General features: G+C 42.5%; 14 protein-coding genes. 9 read left to right on the plus strand and 5 right to left on the minus strand.

From position 1 onward, the window contains the following. Positions 1-37: 37 nt before the first annotated feature. A complete protein-coding gene (locus ACFFAP_RS03755) occupies positions 38-2,116 on the minus strand; it encodes a phosphodiester glycosidase family protein (protein ID WP_375509966.1) in 2,079 nt (692 codons plus the stop codon). Between the two features lie 962 nt (positions 2,117-3,078). On the opposite strand from ACFFAP_RS03755, the gene gltB reads away from it, so the two are divergent. Then, positions 3,079-7,740: a glutamate synthase large subunit gene (gltB, locus tag ACFFAP_RS03760; RefSeq protein WP_375509967.1), complete on the plus strand. Its 4,662-nt coding sequence runs from the start codon at positions 3,079-3,081 to the stop codon at positions 7,738-7,740. Positions 7,741-8,307: 567 nt separating this feature from the next. On the opposite strand, the gene ACFFAP_RS03765 is transcribed toward gltB, so the two are convergent. After that, positions 8,308-9,216: a polysaccharide deacetylase family protein gene (locus ACFFAP_RS03765; RefSeq protein ID WP_375509968.1), complete on the minus strand. Its 909-nt coding sequence runs from the start codon at positions 9,214-9,216 to the stop codon at positions 8,308-8,310. Between the two features lie 1,938 nt (positions 9,217-11,154). On the opposite strand from ACFFAP_RS03765, the gene lepB reads away from it, so the two are divergent. Further along, positions 11,155-11,727: a signal peptidase I gene (gene lepB, locus ACFFAP_RS03770; RefSeq protein WP_375509969.1), complete on the plus strand. Its 573-nt coding sequence runs from the start codon at positions 11,155-11,157 to the stop codon at positions 11,725-11,727. A 128-nt stretch (positions 11,728-11,855) separates the two neighbouring features. Here the strand turns inward: lepB and ACFFAP_RS03775 are convergent, their stop codons facing one another. Together ACFFAP_RS03775 and ACFFAP_RS03780 are read right to left on the minus strand one after the other, a co-directional pair. Continuing rightward, complete coding sequence (locus tag ACFFAP_RS03775) at positions 11,856-12,389, minus strand: helix-hairpin-helix domain-containing protein (protein WP_375509970.1); 534 nt, start codon at positions 12,387-12,389, stop codon at positions 11,856-11,858. Between the two features lie 13 nt (positions 12,390-12,402). Further along, positions 12,403-12,777, minus strand: a complete 375-nt coding sequence (locus ACFFAP_RS03780) for an NINE protein (protein WP_375509971.1) — start codon at positions 12,775-12,777, stop codon at positions 12,403-12,405. Between the two features lie 539 nt (positions 12,778-13,316). Between ACFFAP_RS03780 and ACFFAP_RS03785 the strand changes: the two genes are divergently transcribed. Both ACFFAP_RS03785 and ACFFAP_RS03790 read left to right on the plus strand, forming a co-directional pair. Beyond that, on the plus strand, positions 13,317-14,249 hold the full coding sequence (locus ACFFAP_RS03785; protein ID WP_375509972.1) for a DnaJ domain-containing protein: 933 nt from the start codon (positions 13,317-13,319) through the stop codon (positions 14,247-14,249). 125 nt (positions 14,250-14,374) lie between these two features. Further along, positions 14,375-14,698: a DUF1825 family protein gene (locus ACFFAP_RS03790; protein ID WP_375509973.1), complete on the plus strand. Its 324-nt coding sequence runs from the start codon at positions 14,375-14,377 to the stop codon at positions 14,696-14,698. Between the two features lie 78 nt (positions 14,699-14,776). On the opposite strand, the gene ACFFAP_RS03795 is transcribed toward ACFFAP_RS03790, so the two are convergent. Then, positions 14,777-16,702: a transglycosylase domain-containing protein gene (locus ACFFAP_RS03795; protein WP_375509974.1), complete on the minus strand. Its 1,926-nt coding sequence runs from the start codon at positions 16,700-16,702 to the stop codon at positions 14,777-14,779. A 173-nt stretch (positions 16,703-16,875) separates the two neighbouring features. Here ACFFAP_RS03795 and tyrS point away from each other — a divergent pair, with 173 nt between their 5' ends. From tyrS to remA, 5 genes are all read left to right on the plus strand, one after another. Then, positions 16,876-18,063, plus strand: coding sequence for a tyrosine--tRNA ligase (gene tyrS, locus ACFFAP_RS03800; protein WP_375510004.1), 1,188 nt, complete (start codon positions 16,876-16,878; stop codon positions 18,061-18,063). A gap of 21 nt (positions 18,064-18,084) precedes the next feature. Beyond that, positions 18,085-18,813 carry an orotidine-5'-phosphate decarboxylase gene (gene pyrF / locus ACFFAP_RS03805; protein WP_375509975.1) on the plus strand — a complete coding sequence of 243 codons (729 nt, stop codon included), beginning with the start codon at positions 18,085-18,087 and terminating at the stop codon, positions 18,811-18,813. Beyond that, complete coding sequence (locus ACFFAP_RS03810) at positions 18,810-19,496, plus strand: hypothetical protein (RefSeq protein WP_375509976.1); 687 nt, start codon at positions 18,810-18,812, stop codon at positions 19,494-19,496. The genes pyrF and ACFFAP_RS03810 overlap by 4 nt, the downstream gene beginning before the upstream one ends. Before the next feature lie 42 nt (positions 19,497-19,538). Next, the gene (locus ACFFAP_RS03815) at positions 19,539-19,988 is read left to right on the plus strand and encodes a DUF29 domain-containing protein (RefSeq protein WP_375509977.1); all 450 of its coding nucleotides are present in this window, start codon (positions 19,539-19,541) and stop codon (positions 19,986-19,988) included. A gap of 336 nt (positions 19,989-20,324) precedes the next feature. Then, positions 20,325-20,591, plus strand: a complete 267-nt coding sequence (gene remA / locus ACFFAP_RS03820) for an extracellular matrix/biofilm regulator RemA (protein ID WP_109011161.1) — start codon at positions 20,325-20,327, stop codon at positions 20,589-20,591. Positions 20,592-20,797: the final 206 nt, after the last annotated feature.

The following is a 20,797-nucleotide window of genomic DNA, read 5'->3' on the forward strand; positions in this document are numbered from 1 at the left end:
GGATTGGGGATTGGGGATTGAGTTTTTCCCTATTCCTTCATTTTCCTGGTTGCAAGAAAAGACCAATTCCATTATGAATACGAGCAGCTGTACTAGGCGATCGGTCGAGTAGTTGTCCTCCTAAGTAAAGGCTGGTAGAACTACCACCATCTAAATTTAGGGCATCCACACAGCCCATTTGTTGCAGCAATTGGGCATGTTCTGCCAAATTAGGGCCATAACCGCCTGGACGATTATGGACAGCAGTAATCATCAGTGTGCCTGTTGCCGTTGTGCAAATACCGCTACGAATAGCCTTTTCGGCAATAAAGGCATTGCTGAATTTTTCGGCTTTGGCATCAAGGACAATTTGACGATTTTGGACTAATAGCGGCCCGGCTCCGATAATGTGGGGATAACGACTAAAATCTGTGGGAACAGTGGCGCTGGAAATACTTACTGTGGTTCCAATAGGTAGCTGTGAGGCAGCACTAGCAGCATTGGCACGTAAGCTTAGTAGGTAGCCATCCTGGGGAATGGGAACGGCCGTCTCACCAACTTTGCCGCCTGGTAACTGTTGAGTAATTTGGTCTTTCTGTACGACTAGAATAATTTCATTATCTGTCAAGGGCGTATAAGTTGATCCCCAAGCTGGGGTGTAACGGGCAATGCCACTCTGAACGTAGCCGCTATTGAGGAACAGAATTGGTAGGCGCTGGTCATTTGCTGTAATTAAAGTTTCTTCTAAAGTGAGACGACCGAAGTAAAATTGGCCAGAATCATTCCAAGCGATCGCACCCCGGTTGAGAATGGGGCCTGATAACCACTGACCATCTCGACGAATTGCACCCAATGGCAATCTGTTATTGCGGTTAAAATAACCACCGTTAATTCCAGCTACTGCTAAGTAACGTTGTGCTGTTTGAATTAAGGGAGCAGTACCCGCAAGCCCATCAGGACTAGCCCACATAGGTTTCAGCCTTAGCCAAAATTTACGAGGATTAACTTCTAACCAAACCACCGGGAAGCGTTCTGTGCCTAAGTTGACATAATGCTGTCGCCAGCGCAATCCTGGGGCCCAAGTAATATCTCTTTCTTCTAGAGGATCGGGTCGAATATCGATAATCAGGCGATTGGGGTTATCTACAGTACTAACTTGAGGCGATAGACCAAAGGGAACGCTCAGACTAATAATGGTTTGGTTTTTCACTATTTCCACTTGTTGAATCAGTGGTTCAGGGGCTGGGGCTGGTGCTGGTGGTATTGGTTGTGTTGGTGTAACTGGTAATAATTGTTTAAGCAAGTTTGGCAGCAATGTTGGTGCTACTGCTGGCGCTGCTGGTGGCTGAGGGGTATAGCGTTCTATCAAAACGGGATCGGCTATTCCATCCAGGGTAATTGTCCACTTTCGATTTGGCGGTGTAGTGGATTTTGGGGTTGGTGTGTCTGGATCAGAGGATGGAGTTTGGGGTTTTGCGATCGCTGACCCTTGTGCAACTTGCCAGGGAGTTGGACGATCTAAATCGATAAGAATCCAAGCCTGTTGCAAAGGGGCACTTGCCTCTGAAGGTTGCTGGCTCTGAACAATATTTGTAATTTGTGCTTTTGGGGTAGCAATCATCAAAATGTTGCCATTGGTTCGGATTTCCCATCCAGATGTTTGAGCAAAATTGCTAATATCCAGATAGCGATATGCTCCTAGTAGCTTGGTGGATAAAACCAGTGGCTTTGTCACCGATGAAAACCACTGTATTGGTTGCCTTGCTGAGTTACTACTGTTTAAGAAATTTACTCCAATTAATTGCCTAAATGCCCCATCACTCAGATGAGTTGTAATCCGACCAGCTTTTCCAGGTCGCTGGAACCAAGTTCCTGGTAAAGTACGACCATTGAGGGAAATTTGATTACCAGAGGATACTACGCCTGTTAAAGCAGGTGCAGGTGACTGGGAGATGAGCCTGGGTATTGATTGGGCGTTTTTTGGGGACTCCTGGGCGTTGGCAGCACAGGTAGTAGTTAAGTATAGTGTTATTAAAAATATTGGTGACACAGTAGCCCAGAAAAATCTGCGTTCGCCTTTGGCGATGGCAAAGCCATCGCTAATCCTTGATTGACAACAATTCGGCATTTTTACCATAATTTACTTAGTATTATCGAAAACTATCACCCAAGGTATAAACTAATTATTTGTAAATATAAAAATAACATGAGTTTGTTTGGTAAAAAACATGGTATTCTATATATTGGCTAGTCATCTCTTTTATAGATTAACCAATTTATTTAGACGCTAAAGCCACTGCAATCAAGTGTTTTAACTGGCACTAATTCTAACCACACTATACACGGTAGTCTTGATTATCAAAACTGGATTAAGATATTCAATCCTGACTGAACGTTGCTAGTGTGGTTACTTCAGTAAGGTTTAGTTAATAGTAATACATGTGCCAAGTGGTAAGCGGCAAAACTCTAGACAAGAACAAAAATATTTGGAAATTGTCAAATGGGTATATTTTGTAATACGCTGATTTTATTGCTGGATCAGGATAACCAAATAATTACTAATTCGTAATTTGTAATTCGTAATTAAAAAGGTATTCTAGCTCACACTAAATTTTTAATTCAATGATTAACAAGACAATGGAGGGTACAACCCCCCACTGATTGCAACTACGAATTAAGGTAGCGTAGCGTTACTGAGTCCTCGATCGTCACGATCAATTACGAATTATTTTGACTTTGGCTTGAAAAAATAGTACAGCGTTCAGTTTTAGTTTTGTTTCAGGTGAGCCGAAATAGGCTCTATGAGTAGCTAGCGTGCATCTGGAAAAAGGGAATTGAGAAAATACTTAGCTTCACAATATAAAAAAGAAACTGTCAGGACAAAAATGATGTCTTGGCGGAGGTAACTTGTCTAACACCGCATAAATACATAAAAAATACGCAAGAATTTTAACACGGGTGAACTAACAAAGTAAAACCGAAGTTAAAATTTTTTTTCCCTAAATTTCGGTGCTTGTATATTTTTCCATCGCTGAATTTAGAAATTTTTTCCCATAACGTAGTGGCAAAATTGGTAACTCAATACTTCAGGAACAGGGTATGAATAATAAACCGATGAATCAAGACCAACAAATCACAGCGGATATAAACTCCAGAGATACCTATCAAGGGCAAAAGTGGTTAGTAGAGGAACGAGATGCCTGTGGTGTAGGTTTTATTGCTCATCGTCAAAATCATACCAGCCACGAAATTGTCGAAAAAGCCTTAGCTGCTTTAACCTGCTTAGAACACCGGGGAGGTTGTAGCGCCGATCAAGATTCTGGTGATGGTGCTGGAGTATTGACAGCTATCCCTTGGGAGTTGTTCCAACAAGACTTTGCCCAAAGACAGAAGGAATTTTCATCCACCAATAATATAGCTGTGGGGATGATATTTCTACCACAAGACCAGGAAGCAGCACAAAAAGCTAGGGCGGCAGTTGAGCAAGTAGCTGCTGAAGAAAAATTCATTATACTTGGTTGGCGAGTTGTGCCAGTGCAACCTGATTTACTTGGGGTACAAGCAAGAGAAAATCAACCCCAGATTGAACAAGTTTTGTTAGCTTCTGTTGACAAGAGTGGCGATGAATTAGAACGACACTTGTATATTACCCGCCGCCGAATTAGTAAAATTGCAACCAATATCTCAGAAGAATTTTATATCTGCTCGTTGTCAAGCCGCACAATTGTCTACAAAGGCATGGTGCGTTCTGCCGTATTGGGCAGCTTTTATGACGATTTAAAGAATCCAGCTTATAAAAGTGCCTTTGCTGTCTATCACCGCCGCTTTAGTACCAACACAATGCCCAAGTGGCCCCTAGCCCAACCAATGCGGCTTTTGGGTCACAACGGCGAAATCAATACTTTATTGGGTAACATTAACTGGATGATGGCACGAGAAGCTAGCCTGAATCATCCTGTATGGGGCGATCGCATCAAGGAACTCAAGCCATTAGTTCATATTGATAACAGCGACTCAGCTACCCTAGACAACGTACTGGAATTGCTGGTGTGTTCTGGACGCAGCCCCTTGGAAGCTTTAATGATTATGGTTCCAGAGGCTTACCAAAATCAGCCTTCTTTATGTGACTCTCCAGAAATTGTTGATTTCTACGAATATTACAGTGGTCTGCAAGAAGCATGGGACGGGCCAGCACTTTTAGTATTCAGCGATGGCAAAAAAGTTGGTGCAACACTAGATCGTAATGGTTTAAGACCAGCTCGCTATGTGATTACCAAAGATGACTACATTGTTGTAGCTTCGGAAGCTGGTGTAGTGGACTTTCCAGAAGCCGATATTGTCGAGAAAGGTAGACTCGGGCCAGGGCAAATGATTGCTGTGGATTTAGTAAATCATGAAGTCCTAAAGAATTGGGAGATTAAGCAGCGCATTGCCAAGCAGCACCCTTATGGTGAATGGCTACAACAGTACCGTCAAGAATTAAAGTCATTGGTCATTGGTGATCCGTCATTAGCAAATGGCAAAGGACAAGTGACAATTGACAAGCAAACATTGCTTCAGCTGCAAACTGCCTTTGGCTACACCACAGAAGATGTGGAAATGGTGATTCATCCAATGGCGATCGCAGGTTCAGAGCCGACTTTCTGCATGGGGGATGATATTCCTTTAGCAGTGCTGTCACAAAAGCCCCATCTGCTTTATGACTATTTCAAACAACGCTTTGCTCAGGTGACGAACCCGGCGATTGATCCCCTGCGGGAAAAGCTAGTGATGTCTCTGAAAGTCGAACTGGGTGAACGAGGTAACTTATTAGAACCCAAGCCAGAATATGCTCAAAGATTAAAACTCGAATCGCCAGTGTTAACGGATGCTGAATTAGAGGCGATTAAGCTGTCGGGATTTGCTATGGCTGAGTTGTCAACCCTATTTGCGATCGCCAGTGGGCCTGAAGGATTAAAAGCCGCAGTCCAATCTTTACAAGCACAAGCAGCTGAATCAGTCCGCGCAGGTGCAAAGATTTTAATCTTAAGCGATAAGGGAAATGACGGTATCAGCCCAGAAAATACATACATTCCTCCCCTGTTAGCAGTGGGTGCTGTACATCATCACCTGATTCGGGAAGGGTTGCGAATGAAAACATCCCTGATTGTCAATACTGCCCAATGCTGGAGTACTCATCACTTTGGTTGTCTCATTGGCTACGGTGCTGGTGCAGTCTGCCCGTATATGGCTTTGGATACGGTGCGTGATTGGTGGTCTGATCCCAAAACTCAAAAGTTAATGGGCGTGCAAAAAATTTCAACCCTCACCCTAGAACAAGCTTTAGGAAACTATCGCAAAGCAGTAGAGTCAGGTTTGCTAAAAATTCTCTCCAAGATGGGAATTTCTCTGCTCTCCAGCTATCAAGCAGCCCAAATCTTTGAAGCTATTGGGATTGGTGGAGATTTAATTGAACTAGGATTTTGTGGTACGACTTCCCGCATCGGTGGTTTGAGTGTTAGCGAACTCGCTGATGAAGTGCTTTCCTTCCACAGCAAAGCTTTCCCAGAAGTGACAGCCAAGAAGTTACAAAACCTGGGCTTTGTGCAGTACCGTCCTGGCGGCGAGTACCACATGAATAGTCCAGAAATGGTTAAAGCGTTGCATAAGGCTCTAGATGGCAAAAACTACGACCACTACGAAGTTTATAAAAAGCACCTCCAAGGTAGACCAGTAACAGCCTTGCGTGACTTGTTGGACTTCCAAGGCGAGCGCACCCCAATTCCCATAGAAGAAGTAGAGTCGGTAACTGAAATTGTCAAGCGCTTTTGCACCGGTGGCATGTCTTTAGGTGCTTTGTCAAGAGAAGCCCATGAAACTTTAGCGATCGCCATGAACCGCATTGGCGGTAAATCTAACTCTGGAGAAGGCGGCGAAGACCCAGTGCGCTATACAGTTTTAGATGATGTAGACGAGTCTGGTCATTCCTCAACCCTACCTCATTTAAAAGGATTGCGGAATGGTGATAAAGCCTATAGTGCCATCAAGCAAGTTGCATCGGGACGCTTTGGTGTGACGCCAGGGTACTTAGTCAACGCCAAACAAATTGAAATCAAAATTGCCCAAGGTGCTAAACCTGGGGAAGGTGGACAGCTACCAGGGCCAAAAGTGAGCCAATACATTGCGATGTTAAGGCGATCGAAGCCAGGTGTAACGCTGATTTCGCCGCCACCGCACCACGATATCTATTCAATTGAAGACTTAGCACAACTGATTTTTGATCTGCACCAAATTAATCCCAAAGCAAAGGTGTCGGTGAAGCTAGTTGCAGAAGTTGGGATTGGCACGATCGCTGCTGGTGTAGCCAAGGCAAACGCTGATATTATCCAGATTTCTGGTCATGATGGTGGTACAGGTGCATCGCCACTAAGTTCGATTAAACATGCTGGCTCACCGTGGGAACTCGGTTTAAGTGAAGTGCATCGCGTCTTGATGGAAAATAGCCTGCGCGATCGCGTGATTTTGCGCGTAGATGGCGGACTCAAGAGTGGCTGGGATGTGGTAATAGGTGCATTGATGGGCGGTGAAGAATTCGGTTTCGGCTCCATCGCCATGATTGCTGAAGGCTGTGTCATGGCGCGAGTTTGCCACATGAACACCTGCCCTGTGGGTGTTGCTACTCAAAAAGAAGAACTCCGTAAGCGGTTTACGGGAATGCCGGAACAGGTTGTCAACTTCTTCTACTTCATCGCTGAAGAAGTGCGTAGTTTGTTAGCAAGACTAGGTTACCGTTCTTTATCAGAAATAATTGGACGTGCAGATTTGTTGAAACTGCGTCCAGAAGCAAAACTCACCAAAACGCGATCGCTGAACCTGGACTGTTTACTTAAGCTACCAGATACCAGAGACAATCGTAGTTGGTTGCTGCATGAAGAAGTCCACAGTAACGGCGTGGTTTTGGATGACAAGATGCTTGCCGATCCCGACATTCAGACTGCCATTAGGGATCAGTCCACTGTTACCAAGACTTACCCTATTGTCAATACTGACAGAACAGTAGGCACAAGATTAGCGGGAGCGATCGCTTCTCAATACGGTGACAGCGACTTTGAAGGACAAATTAATCTCAACTTCACAGGTAGTGTTGGGCAAAGCTTTGGTGCGTTCAACCTCCCTGGTATCATTCTCACCCTGCAAGGAGAGGCGAACGACTACGTAGGTAAAGGGATGCATGGTGGTGAAATCATCATCAAACCTCCAACTGATGCTATCTATAACGCATCACAAAACGTGATAATTGGCAATACGTGCCTCTATGGTGCTACTGGTGGCATGTTATTTGCCAACGGTTTAGCAGGAGAGCGCTTTGCTGTAAGAAACTCCAAAGCCATCGCAGTGATTGAAGGCGCTGGGGATCACTGCTGTGAATACATGACTGGTGGTGTGATTGTCGTCCTTGGCAAAGTAGGACGTAACGTAGCAGCCGGAATGACTGGTGGACTGGCGTACTTCTTAGATGAAAACGACTCATTTCGAGAGTTAGTCAACCCAGAAATTGTCAAAATCCAACGGGTGATTACAGAAGCAGGTGCAAAGCAATTGCAAGAGTTAATCAAAACTCATGCGGAACGCACTGGTTCACCAAAGGCGAATAAAATTCTGCAAAACTGGGAAGAATTTTTGCCGAAATTCTGGCAGTTGGTACCACCTTCTGAAGCTGATAGTCCCGAAGCTGATCCGCAAAAAAACACAACTGAGTTCAGTTTAGTCAGCAGTCATTAGTAACTGTAACCATTCTCCCGTCAAAGAAGCAGCACAAACAGGTACTTTGCGAAAACCCCTTTGGATACCTAAAGCAGTTACCTGAATTTACCCCTTAAAAAGACTGTAGAGAAAAAATATATTCCCCCTTTTTTAGGGGGAATATCACTAAATAATTCACAACTGGACTTTAGACTAAGGCAACAAAAGTGACTGAGCAATCAAATCCTATGAAAGTCTAGGTAGTAAAGTCGATATCAGCACTGTCCTTAAATCTATCTAATTTGATTGAAGTACACGACGTTAGGACTTACGCACTGTACAAATGCATCGTGATATGCATTAACAAAAGTAGGTTGTTTCAGGCTTTTTTTAATTATCCTGCGCTCGTAAATAGACCATGCTGTAGGGGCACAGCATTGCTGTGCCCTTACGAAAGATGTGGTTGTTAAATTTATCCATATTTGATATTTCTTGTGAATGCGTAAGTCCTAGACGTGTTAAATTTAACTCCAATTGCTCTGATTAATTTTTCGTTACATACTTCTAAATTTCCCCGCCGACTTACTTACACATAATTAATAATTATTACTTTTTGTTAGCAAGCAACTTTAGGTCTGCATCTTCCATTTCTAAAAGCTCTGGAATAGTCACAAAGCGATAGCCTTGCTTTCTAAAGTTGTTAATAATTTTTGGTAAAGCTTGTACAGTTCTGGAACGGTTACCACCACCATCATGCATTAGCACAATACCACCAGGTTTTGAATCTTTCATCACGTTATTGATCAACTTTGGTACAACTGGCTTATTGTAGTCTGTAGAGTCAGCTGACCACATCACCACAGTATATTTTTGGCCTTTAGCGTAAGCAGCTAATCCATTATGCAGGATGCCACCAGGCGGTCGGAAGAGATTTGTTTTAGCTCCTGTAACTTGATAAATTAGGTCTTCTGTGCGATCAATTTCAAAAGCAGCTGCTTGTGGATTCATGAAGTGATACCAGTGATGCCAAGTATGGTTGGCAATGACGTGACCTTGAGCTACAATTTGCTTTCCTAATTCTGGATAATTTTTTAGGTTCTGCCCGATGACAAAAAACGTCCCTTTGATATTATTTGATTTCAGAATATCTAGTACTTGCTCTGTAGTCTGAGGCCAAGGGCCATCATCAAAGGTGAGAGCAATTACTTTCTCCCCTTGAGTGAGTTTTGCCGCTTTAACTATTGCCCCTTGAAAACGTGATGGTATAGCGTAGGATAACCCTTTTATTTGTGCTTCTTGCTGCCAACTTGTAAGCATCGCCGCCTTTAATTTCTCAATTCGCTGCTGAGTTCCTGCGTTTGCAGTTACATCCTTGACATTTATACTCTGTTTACTCTGAGCCTCCGAAGGATTTGGCCTTAAAAGCATCATGAAAGCAAGGCTAAAAACACCACATAAGGCAAGCAGTGCAATTAATATTCCTTCTGGCCACAGAAACGACTTATTGTTTTCCACCTGATAGCTCCTTCAAAGATCCAACCATCAACCACGTTATGACGGTACGTTATAGCACATTTTTTTAGATATTTTACATACCAGCTGCTTTCTGGTAATCCTGAAAATTGGAATCGGGAATAACGAAAATTCAAAATCGAGAAGACAGACTATATAGCTTTAACTGAAATCTAGATGCTATAGATTTGGGCGATCGCTTATACAATAGTTGATACTATTTAATGTCAATCCATTTATAAAAGGCGAGGTCTGAACTTTCACATTCTTACCACTAGCTCTAAGAAGGAGCGCAATCGAATAATTAATGACACCCCAAAATCCTCTTTATTGGAGTTCTGAATTAGTTTCTGTCTTTCACTTCACCGCTAAGAGGATGTTTGAAAAGTCCTCTTCACGATAGCAAAATGTTCTAGATCCCCCAAAATCCCCCGATAAATTGGGGGACTTTGATTCTTCCTCCTTTTTAAGAGGGGTTAGGGGGGATCAATAAGTACAAAGATACAGCCAACCACTTTTCAAACAATCTCTAAGGCAGCATTATCCTTTTAAGTTTTATAACTTTGCAAATAAGATGTAGCCCAACTGTCACGCCTACAATTTGCATTTTTTGTGGGCTGAAGTTTTTATAGCAAGACTTTCTGACAGGAAAGCTGTATAATTTGTAGCTAAGTAAATTATTTAATTAACATACAAAACTACTTACAAGGGGCGGGGTATCTTTCAGAAAAGACTCTAATAAACTATTAGCTCTATTCTTGATAAGATATATCTTACTGCCTGCTGCCATTGCTTCCTTTTTAAGAAAAAGTTAAATTTTTAACTTCCAGAATGTTGCCTTGAACTTTCTATGAAATAGACAGACGAAAATTGATTAAATATAGTTTCTCATTGCCAAGGGGCATTTATTCGTTAATCTAGATACTTTTAAATCATTCAGCAAAAATGATTTTATTAACAGCCTAACTCGGTTTTTGATGCTGATACTTAAGCCTAAATTACTAGTAGCTTTTTGTCTGTTAATTTTCTTCTTGATCGTAAGGTAGATTTATATATTATTAATAGTACAATATAGTATATACTGTCACAGTAAAATTACGCAATTTATTCACATCTTTACAGCCAAACTGTTAAAATAGGATTTAATTGGTATATATATATACTAGTAATGAAATTCAGTAGAATCAGTTGACGTACAATTCAGAATATGCAAGATTTTTGAAATACACGTAGTCGCGTGATACAGATAAAATGATGCAACGTGAAACCCAACATTCATCGGGGTGTTGGATCTCATGCTTCGCTGCGCGACGCTGACGCGAACGACCCAACCTACAAAATTTATTGCACTAATTTAGCTGTGCCACGCCACTACATATACTTAGATTTTTTCACGCAATCAAATCGGATTGATTACTCTAATTTAAAGCATTCGCTAAGGGACTTCCAAATCAAAAAATACTCGACTATTTGTTGTGGGGTCGAACGAAAAGCCCGCCTTGGGCTACGGGCGCTCGTGTCGCCCACCCCATAAGATTGGGTAATTTATTTGTTGGAAGTCCCTAAACTGTTTTGCCATTCAACGACCAATTTTCTGCTCAAAGAAAAAACCGACTGGCTGTATCGCTCTAACAATCGGTAACTGCTTTTTTAGCAGTAAGAAGCAAAATTGAAAATCATCTCATAACTTGCCTTATAATTGCAGCAATTAGAATTAAGATTTTTAATTATCTATCTAAAAATCCTAATTATCAGCTTATATTGCCTTAGACAGGTCATAGTTTATTTACAGTAGTTTTGCTTATCTTTGGTAGATGCGATAATTGTATTATTTAATATCTAGTATGGATTGATGCAGAATCCAGCTTGTTTATTAGTATACCTTTTGAGTCAAAATAATCAAGGTATTTGTTCCACTTCTTAAACTGGCTATAAACTTTTATGATTCCTCACGAAAGTGATGCAAAAGAAGAGCGTGCGTCGTTAAAAGTATGGCGTAGTTGGCAAGAAAATCTGATTTTAATTGCGATCGCATTGTGTTTGGCATTTCTGATCAGGACTTTTATCGCCGAACCCCGCTATATACCTTCTGATTCGATGCTGCCTACCTTACATACAGGCGATCGCTTGGTAGTTGAAAAAATATCCTACCATTTTCACCCTCCCATAACTGGGGATATTATTGTTTTTCAGCCACCCGCAGAACTACAACGTCGAGGATATCCCAAAGACCAAGCCTTCATCAAGCGGGTTATTGGCCAGCCTGGTGAGGTAATTAGTGTTGCTTCTGGCAAAGTCTATCTCAACGGTCAACCCTTGGCAGAAGACTACATCGCTGAACCCCCAAATCAACCATATCGACCAGTGAAAGTCCCAGAAGATGAGTTTTTTGTCATGGGAGATAACCGCAACGATAGTAATGACTCTCGTTATTGGGGCTTTTTACCCAGAGAAAATGTCATTGGTCGAGCAGCGTTTCGCTTTTGGCCTCTTGATCGTATTGGGTTCATTTAATCAATTTTGGATTTTAGATTTTAGATTTTTTCTTCAATTGAAAATCCGGCGTTGCACTGTAAGCGCACCAAAGGTGCGACTCAAAATCTAAAATTGGCAGAGTTAGGAGTTATTTTAAAACTTCTAACTTAAAACCTCAAATAATACATCAGTTGAGCGATCGCATCACCAGTTAACTCTAACCGCCGTTGGAAATCAGCCAAGTTACGGTAAGGCCCGGCTGATTGCCGATTTTGAACCACTGCTTGCGCTAGAGACAAATTTATAAATGGAATTTGGGCTAAATTTTCAACTGTTGCTGTATTTGGGTTGACTAAATGGTTCGGACTCTCTAAAGATTCGCGATCATAGTAAATAAAATTCAGCAGAGGCTTTAATGGTTCCAGGCGCGGCGCTGGTATAGCCAAAGCCGCAGCTATATCTTCAATACAGTAAAATTTAACACCCGAATGCGAAAGTTCTACAAGTGATCGCGCTTGGTGAATTGACAAACCTGGTAAGCGTAACCAATCATCTACAGTCGCTTGATTAGCATCAATGCGAATACCTAATTTAGCCGCTAGCTGAATTTCTTCCCCAGATTGTAGGCGATAGTAAGGATCGTTGAGGAGCTTGGCCCGGAGTTTTTGCAGCCTGGGGTTCAAAGGTAGCCAGTTATTCATGTTGTCGCTTACCTCAAGAAATCTGGTCTAGCAATTGGCGGCGCTTTTGCTCAAATTCATACTCTGAAATTAGCCCATCCTGGCGCAAAGCATCCAATTCACGCATTGCTTCAGCGATCGCTCCTACCTGATTACTCACCCGTTGTGAGTTTCTTGTTGCTGACTTGCCTAGATTAAAATTACGATCAAAAGCTTCTTCATCTTGGGCTAAATACCAAACTCCCTCAATGGCACTAGCTACCTTGGGGATCGGTGTCCAGGAAAGCAACACATACAAAATACCCCACAACGGCTGTCCCAGATAGAATTTATGTAATCCTGAAATTGTCAGCGTGCCAGAAAAAGCTAAAACAGCAGCAACACTTCGACTTTTGCGCTTAGTCAACATATTTCTAATAAATATACCAATACCACAGTTCCTGCAATCAGATAGTCAACTATCCTGCCTCGCCCTTCAGACTTTTAGATGGGAAATCCCACACATAATTTAGTCAGGACTTACGCAAACAATAGCCGAACACTTATTTTCTTTTTAGGGCAATTCATCTAGACGCTGCATCGGTGAGGGGGTCGCAGTCTTCTCTACGAGACGCTGCGCGATGGCGGTTCCCGTCGAAAGCGTTGCGTAAAGTTTACGGCATAGCAACTCTTAGAGACGCTACGCGAACGCTTAGAGCGACGCAGGAGCGTCTTGCGATAGCGCAGCGTAAAGCCTTCGGCATAGCAACTCTTAGAGACGCTACGCGAACGCTTAGAGCGAACGAGCGTCACCCCCGAACCCGGAGGGCTTAAGGCAGGGTATTGCCCCAGAGCGCGTGTACTTTTGCGTAAGTCCTATTAGTATTTGAAGAAATTTGAGTAAGTTTCACATGACTGTGCATTGAGCTTTGATGCTAATTTTAAGTTTTTAACAGCTTTATTACTACTATGTCACAGACCTTCCTACCGCCAAAATGGCTTGAACAGCTTTGTGATCCTTACGCTGTGCTAGGAATTTCTGTAATTGCTGATGAGCGTCAGATTTTTAAACGCTATCACGCTTTAGCGAAGCTGCTACATCCCGATCGCTATGCCAAAAGCTGCAATCCAGACCAAGAATTAGCAACGGCAATATTTAGCCATTTAATCAATCCAGCTTATGAACAACTGAAACATCAACAGAAGCGCTTGATGGCGATCGCTATACTGCGATCACAAGCGAGAGATTTGGAGCAGAAGCCTTTGTCTTCTCAAAGTGCCATAGCTGAGAAAATTATGGAAATGTCTACACCTCAAGCAGAATTGTTTTACGAAGAAGCGATCGCCTGCTATGCAGAAGATCAATACAAATCATTAGATCAGTTTTATCAGGTGACGCAACAAATTAGTACACTGAATTTAGTATACTTACGGTTACATAAACCAGACCTAGGAGCAACGCAAAAAGCTGTTAGCATTCTCTCTGAGGTAGAAGTTAAGCCAGTTGAATTGACATTCAATGAAAAAACTGATGTCAAACCAGTTGTGACAAACTACGCTCAACGTCACTACCAGCGAGCAATGGAGTATGTCAGGCTAGCCAAATGGCCCCTAGCCGTGCAAGAATTGCGCGATGCCATCAAATTAGAGCCAAATAACAGCGAATATTATGCCTTATTAGGTTTGGTACATCTCAAACAGGAATTTATCGGGATGGCTAGGGTTTACATCCGTCAAGCATTAAAACTGAACCCGCAAAATGCCCTAGCTTTAAAATACGCTCCCGGACTGAAAATTCAATCTTGTGAAAACACCAATCCTAAATCAATGGCTACAGCTATGAGTATTGCGGCTTTATTAAGTAGGTTTACTCAAAGGAAAGGTTCTCGAGTCAAGTGTTGAAATTTCGGTAAAAAACCGTACTAAAACCGAAGCTTCGTTACTAGATTACTCTCCTAGACTAAAATAATAATAGAAGTAAAACTATTAAACTGCTGAGTCTGAACACTCAGTTTAATATAAGCAATATGGGATTCTTCGATTCTGAGATAATTCAGCAAGAAGCAAAACAGCTCTTTGAGGATTATCAAGCACTAATTAAGCTTGGTAATGACTACGGCAAATTTGACCGCGATGGCAAAAAGCTATTTATTGAGCAAATGGAAGCCATGATGGATCGGTATCGCATCTTTATGAAGCGCTTCGAGCTATCAGAAGATTTCATGGCGCAAATGACAGTAGAACAACTGAAAACACAATTAGGTCAGTTCGGTGTCACCCCGCAACAAATGTTTGACCAAATGCACCTCACTTTAGAACGGATGAAAGCCGAGCTAGAAAAACAGGCTTAGTCAATTTTAAATTTTAGATTTTAGATTTTGGATTAATTGCCAATCCAAAATCCAAAATTCAAAATTCAAAATCCAAAATTATTGTGACTTGGGCCGAGAAAACTGGGAAGGTGACTTAAAGTTTTCTGCTGGTGTGTTCTTAAGTGCCTTCTCCATAAAATCTTTCCAGATGGGAGCAACCATAACACCACCTGTTGCATGGTCAGCTAATTGTCTGTTGTCGTCTCTCCCCACCCAAACAGCAGTTGTTAGTTGTGGCACAGTGCCAACAAACCAAATATCTTTTTCTGATGATGTTGTTCCCGTCTTCCCTGCGGCTGGGCGACCGATAGCAGCTCCTTTACCAGTACCTTCAGAAATTACCGATCGCATCACATCGATAATTGTTGCTGAGGCCCAAGGATCAAGAACTAGCTGTGGTTTAGGGGTATTGTCTAGCAACACGTTACCACTACTATCGGTGACACGGGCAATTACAGTTGGTGGCGACTGCCAGCCATAATTAGCAAAGGTAGCATAGGCACTAGCCATTTCCAAAGGTGTGACACCAATTGCACCAAGTGGCAAGGAAGACACAGGTTCCATTGGACTCATAATCCCCAAGGTACGGCAGGTTTCTATGACTCTATTCATTCCCACAGCCTTACCAACCTTGATCACGGGAATGTTGCGCGATTGGGCTAAAGCTCTGCGGATTGACATAGCTCCGCTAAAACCACCATCATAATTTCTAGGAAAGTACCAACCGTTACCATCTCGATAGCTAACTGGAGCATCTACCACCGTTGAGTCTGGTGTATATTTACCACTAGCAAAAGCAGTATAGTATACAAACGGTTTAAAAGAAGATCCGGGCTGGCGCTGAGATTGAGTTGCACGATTGAATTCACTGGTCTTAGGATCTATACCACCAACCAATGCTTTGATAAAATGTGTGCGTGGATCAACTGCTACCAGGGCCATTTGATTCTTAGATAATCCTTGCCCCAGAAGTGTTTTATGCCACTTAGTGACGGTTTCCTCTGCCATCATTTGGAAGTTGGCGTCAACCGTAGTTTGCACCCGCATCCCGCCTTTGAGCAGTGTCTCACGCCCAAACTTTTTAGCCAACTCCTGCGCTACGGTATTGGTTACATAAGGTAGGGCACTACCTTGAAAGGATTTGATTCTACCAAGTTTGATTTCTTGTTTGAGGGCATTGTCGTACTCTGACTGGTTGATCCAGTTCAATTCCAGCATCCGTCCTAGCACTTCTTTTTGTTTCTGTTTTGCCAGCTTCATGCTCACAAACGGGCTGAATTCTTCTGGTGCTTGGATCAAACCCGCCATCATTGCTGACTCACCCAAACTTAAATATTCTGCTGACTTATTAAAGTAACTGCGGGCTGCCGTTTGTACTCCATAATTGTTATGACCCCAATAAACTTGATTGAGGTACATTTCTAAAATTTGGTCTTTAGTGAGAATTTGTTCTAACCGGATTGCTAGCACAGCCTCTGCTAACTTACGGGTAAAGGCACGCTTGCGAGACAAAAATAGATTTTTTACCAATTGCATAGTAACAGTAGAGCCACCCTCTTTGACTCCACCTGCTACAGCGTTAACTACTACAGCACGGCCAACACCAGTAGGGTTGATACCGTGGTGATCGTAGAAGTGGCTATCTTCACTTGCTAATACTGCCCGTTTTAAATTTGGGGAAATTCTATCCAGGGGCACGACTTCCCGGTTGGCTTCCCCGTGGATACTCGTTAAAAGTTTACCCTTAACGTCATAGATGTAAGTTGTTTCTGAGGGAAAGAAGTTACGTAGCTGTCTCACATCTGGCAAATTGCGGAAACTAATGGCTAAACCAACCAGTCCTCCGGCTACAATGGAACTTGCCAGCATGGTCATTGAGAGGAGAGTACCGCCAGTTACCTGACCAACTCCTTTCAAAAACTCAAAACCTGATGAAGCCCGACGTTGTGGCTGTTTATCTTCAAAAGTCCTAGAAGACGACACGGCGATTTCACTTCCTCACTTGTAAATTTAACTGTAATTGATTGGGTGAAGCAAGGCGGTTAGTTTTTTGCAATTATAGTAGTTTGGCAGATGAGAAAGCGGATAAATTGCCAGTGAATATAACCAACTTAACTTCTAGTGTGCAAAACATAGCTAACAGTGGATTTTCTAGTATGACGCAAGATTTGGCTTGGCTGCGTCGTGGTGTAGTAGAAGTTTTCCCACAACCAACTGATGTTAACAGTGAAAGTCTAGAAAAGCGCTTGGTAACTACAAACCAACCTTTGAGGATCAAATTGGGCATTGACCCTACAGGTACTGATATTCATCTTGGTCATAGCATACCAGTACGGAAACTGCGAGCGTTTCAAGATGCAGGACATATAGCAGTTCTGATTATTGGCGATTTTACAGCACGCATTGGCGATCCGACAGGTAAATCTGAAGTGCGTCGTCAGCTTACAGAAGCAGATGTAGCGCAAAATGCTCAGACTTATCTCGATCAAGTACGTCCTATCTTGGATTTTGACACACCAGGAAGGTTAGAGGTGCGCTATAACTCCGAATGGCTCTCTGGGCTAAACTTAGAGAAAATTTTGGAGTTACTCTCGACAATGACGGTGGGGCAGATGTTGGCTAAGGAAGGATTTGCCGATCGCTATAAAAAAGAGAATCCAATTTTTATCCATGAGTTCCTATACCCGTTAATGCAAGGTTTCGATTCCGTTGCCGTTGAGGCAGATGTGGAATTGGGAGGGACTGATCAGAAATTTAACATTGCTGTGGGCAGAGATTTGCAACGCCATTTTGGTCAAAAGCCACAGTTTGGGATGCTGCTGCCGATTTTGATTGGCACGGATGGAGTGCAAAAAATGTCCAAGTCTTTAGGTAATTATATTGGGTTGTCGGAACATCCTGGGCAAAAATATCAGAAATTACAAGGAGTTCCCGATAATCTGCTAAAGGAGTATTTTGAACTTTTGACAGATTTACCTCTGGATAATCTGCCAGAAAATCCCCGCGATCGCCAGACACTTTTAGCATGGGAAGTTGTCAAACAGTACCACGGCGAACAAGCAGCCCAAGAGGCGAAAGAAGCAGCGCAAAGTGGTGGAATGTTCGGTGCAGTTCCAGAATTCTCTCTAGCTGAGGTATCGCATCCCGTTAAGTTAGCGTATATTCTCAATGTCACTGGCTTATGCAAAAGTACGGGGGAAGGAAAGCGAAAAATTCAAGAAGGTGGAGTGCGCTTAGATGGCGAGCGCATTACTGATGTTGATACTACTTTTGCTGAACCCGCCCAGTTACAAGGTAAGGTTTTACAAGTTGGGAAAAATAAGTTTGTGCGATTAGTGCCTTAAATGGGGAGTGGGGAGTAGGGAATGGGGAATAGTGAACAGGCACAACGAATTATAGTGCCTTTGGATGTGGCGGATGAACAAAGTGCGATCGCTCTTATAGATCAACTCCCGCAAGTGGTTTGGTGGAAAGTTGGCTTAGAGTTGTTTACCAGCACTGGGCCGAAAATTCTCCAAGTGCTAAAGTCCAAAGAAAAGCGCATTTTCTTAGATTTAAAGTTTCACGATATCCCGAACACAGTCGCTGGTGCAAGTCGTAGTGCAGCTGGTTACGGGGTAGATTTGTTGACAATTCATGCTACATGTGGTAAAGAGGCTCTGAAAGCTGCAAGAGAAGCGGCACAAGAAGGGGCAGCCCAAGCGGGTGTAAAACCGCCTAAGTTAATTGCCATTACTTTATTAACGAGTATTTCTGCTAGACAACTGGCGTTTGATTTAAAGATTCCCCTAGAGTTACCAGAATACGCCCTAGAAATGGCACTGCTAGCTCAAGAGGCGGGATTGGATGGGGCAGTTTGTTCGCCCCAAGAGGCGGCACAGTTACGACAAACTTGTGGAGATGACTTTTTGCTTGTTTGTCCGGGGGTTAGACCAACTTGGGCTGATATTGGCGATCAAAAGCGATCGCTCACCCCAGCACAAGCAATTATTGCTGGTGCAGATTATCTCGTGATTGGGCGTCCCATTACTACTGCTACTGAGCCGGAGTTAGCCTGGAAGAGGATTTCTGAGGAGTTAACCACGGTGGCATGAAGCTAAAAGTCAGTAATAAGCCGGGGCATAGGGTGCAGGGTGTAGGGGAGAACAATCTTACCTCTTCGCTCAAAAAGAAAAATTCTAGTTGGCTTTTAGCTTGTGGCTTCTGGATTTTAGTATCAAATACCCTTGCTTACCCAGCATTCTCGATAAACCTCACCCCTAAACCCTCTGCGTTAGCAGAAAAGGAAAATGTCAACGGTGGGGTAAAGTCTTTGTGTTCTGAGCAAAATTTAGAAACATTAACTATACAGCTACTGCGAGATTTACCTAGTTATACTAATCGCGCTAGTCAACGCGCTCGCCGCCTCAGTAGAAGCAGTGATGTTTACAGTTATATGCTAGTGGCAGGAAGACCTGAGTTTACTCCTCTGCCCCTTAACCTTGAAGAATATAGTGCAGACGTTTCTAAAAGTTCTGCATCAGGAGTTGAGCAAGTTTTCTTTACTACCTTAGAGCGGCAGTACATAGGAAAGAAAGCGGTAGAATTGCAGGAATTCCACTGGCTACTGTTGACTAAAACTAAAATTGGTTGGCGTTTAGTAATGATGTTTTCTCAAATTGGTTCTTATTCAGGACAGCAGCCAGTATCTCCGCCACGCGATAGTAGTAAGGGCACTGTTGCCCAAGGAGTTAAAACTTGGTTACGCGATTGTCAAGCTGGAAGTGTACGTCAATAAAACCTAATTCCAAATCTTCGTAAATTAGGAGAATATTAAATAATGTCTAAAATACTCACTCAAATTATTTATGAACAGGATTATCACTTGTGGTTAGAAACTACGTTGAAACAATTGCAAAAACAAGATTTAGAGCATCTTGATTGGGATCATTTGATTGAAGAGATTGAAAGATTGGGTAATGAACAGAAACACAAGCTCGAAAGTTATCTACTGCAACTTCTCAAACATCTGCTTTTGTATCAACATTGGAGTCTTCCTGAATGTAAAAATCATTGGGAAGTGAAAATTGATAATTTTCGGGTGGAACTCAGGAAATTAACCAAATCCAAAAACCTCTACAACTATCTGCTCACGGTGCTTGAAGAAGTCTACATTGATGCGCTACGACAAGCAAAAAAGAAAAGTGGATTGAATTGTTTTCCGCAAACTTGCCCTTATAGCATTCAGCAAATTTTAGATGTGGATTATTTACCACCATTTATTTATTGATAAGATATAAAACTCATATTTGATTGCGTGAAAAAACTCAGTACACCTTTATTTCTTCTTCCCAGTCCCCAGTCCCAAGTATTGAGTCTCTACGAGTAATTCACCGAATCAAATCGGATTGCTATACATCACCCAACTAGCTTGTATCAGTGTAATTACGCCTGTATCTATGGGAAGATTTTGAGGAAAAATAGCTGATAAATAGGGAAAAAAAGCAGACATTATTTAAAAACGAAGGCTGGCTTGAATTTAATCGTTGTGACTCCCGTTTTTTGGCGATAACATGTAAATAAGTTTACTTCAAGCTTCTCAAACCGCGTTTGGCGTCATTTTTTTATGGAGATTCAGTTAATCAATATCGGTTTTGGTAACATCGTGTCTGCCAATCGAGTAGTTGCCATTGTCAGTCCAGAGTCTGCCCCGATTAAGCGGATTATTACCGATGCACGGGACAGGGGTCAACTGGTTGATGCAACTTACGGTCGGCGGACTAGGGCTGTAATTATTACCGATTCCAGCCACGTAATTCTGTCGGCGATTCAGCCGGAAACGGTAGCGAATCGCTTTGTAATTTCCCGCGAGCATCAAACTGTAGATAATTGATTAGAAGTAGATTAACAATCTCACTTCTATTTGCACCACATCAGCAGTACTATGTGAATTAGACATGTTTTCTGTCACCCTTGCTACAAATTCTTTAGTCACTAGTACAGGTCGGCGGAAATAAACCTACCATTTCATTACAGCCAGAAAGGTCAAAATTAAAGCAGGCGTGAATGCGTGACTTTTGATGTCTGCCTTATGGTACT

Origin of the sequence: uncultured Nostoc sp., from assembly GCF_964245575.1 — a bacterium.
In the GTDB taxonomy this organism is placed as follows: domain Bacteria; phylum Cyanobacteriota; class Cyanobacteriia; order Cyanobacteriales; family Nostocaceae; genus Nostoc.

Excerpts from the sequence above, each read along its gene's own strand:
- ACFFAP_RS03785 (WP_375509972.1), top strand. The coding sequence starts at position 13,317 with ATGTCACAGACCTTCCTACCGCCAAAATGGCTTGAACAGCTTTGTGAT.
- ACFFAP_RS03755 (WP_375509966.1), bottom strand. The coding sequence starts at position 2,116 with ATGGTAAAAATGCCGAATTGTTGTCAATCAAGGATTAGCGATGGCTTT.
- remA (WP_109011161.1), top strand. The coding sequence starts at position 20,325 with ATGGAGATTCAGTTAATCAATATCGGTTTTGGTAACATCGTGTCTGCC.
- pyrF (WP_375509975.1), top strand. The coding sequence starts at position 18,085 with ATGGGGAATAGTGAACAGGCACAACGAATTATAGTGCCTTTGGATGTG.
- ACFFAP_RS03775 (WP_375509970.1), bottom strand. The coding sequence starts at position 12,389 with ATGAATAACTGGCTACCTTTGAACCCCAGGCTGCAAAAACTCCGGGCC.
- ACFFAP_RS03810 (WP_375509976.1), top strand. The coding sequence starts at position 18,810 with ATGAAGCTAAAAGTCAGTAATAAGCCGGGGCATAGGGTGCAGGGTGTA.
- ACFFAP_RS03780 (WP_375509971.1), bottom strand. The coding sequence starts at position 12,777 with ATGTTGACTAAGCGCAAAAGTCGAAGTGTTGCTGCTGTTTTAGCTTTT.
- ACFFAP_RS03815 (WP_375509977.1), top strand. The coding sequence starts at position 19,539 with ATGTCTAAAATACTCACTCAAATTATTTATGAACAGGATTATCACTTG.
- ACFFAP_RS03790 (WP_375509973.1), top strand. The coding sequence starts at position 14,375 with ATGGGATTCTTCGATTCTGAGATAATTCAGCAAGAAGCAAAACAGCTC.
- tyrS (WP_375510004.1), top strand. The coding sequence starts at position 16,876 with ATGACGCAAGATTTGGCTTGGCTGCGTCGTGGTGTAGTAGAAGTTTTC.
- gltB (WP_375509967.1), top strand. The coding sequence starts at position 3,079 with ATGAATAATAAACCGATGAATCAAGACCAACAAATCACAGCGGATATA.
- lepB (WP_375509969.1), top strand. The coding sequence starts at position 11,155 with ATGATTCCTCACGAAAGTGATGCAAAAGAAGAGCGTGCGTCGTTAAAA.